Below are 428 nucleotides of genomic sequence, written 5' to 3' on the forward strand. Positions count from 1 at the left end.
GATAACGGTGCTGCACGGAGGTCTGAGTGACACCGAGCAACAGCAGATCGTCGAATCCTTTAAACAGTCGAACTCCCCCATCCGCGTATTGGTCACCGGTGACGTCGCCAGTGAGGGCGTCAACCTGCACCAGCAGTGTCATGAACTCGTCCATTTCGACATTCCGTGGAGTCTCATCCGCATCGAGCAGCGCAACGGCCGCATCGACCGGTACGGCCAACGTCATCGCCCACAGATCACCACCCTGCTACTGGAGCCGTCCAGCACGGCCTTCAGAGGAGATCTTCGGGTGTTGTCCCGTTTGCTCGAGCGCGAGCAGGAGGCGCACGAGACGCTTGGTGACGCGGCCAGCCTCATGGGCCATTACAGCGTGAGCGCCGAGGAGGAAGACATCAAGCAGGTTCTGGCTGGCCGCAGAAACTTTGACG

Annotated in this window: 1 protein-coding gene; it reads left to right on the forward strand. The window is 60.3% G+C overall.

Annotation, left to right across the window (positions count from 1 at the left end; genetic code table 11):
• On the forward strand, positions 1-428 hold a 428-nt coding region (locus D7Y13_RS43390), incomplete at both ends, for a helicase-related protein (RefSeq protein WP_147452733.1).

The sequence above is a fragment of the Corallococcus praedator genome (assembly GCF_003612125.1).
GTDB classification, from domain to species: domain Bacteria; phylum Myxococcota; class Myxococcia; order Myxococcales; family Myxococcaceae; genus Corallococcus; species Corallococcus praedator.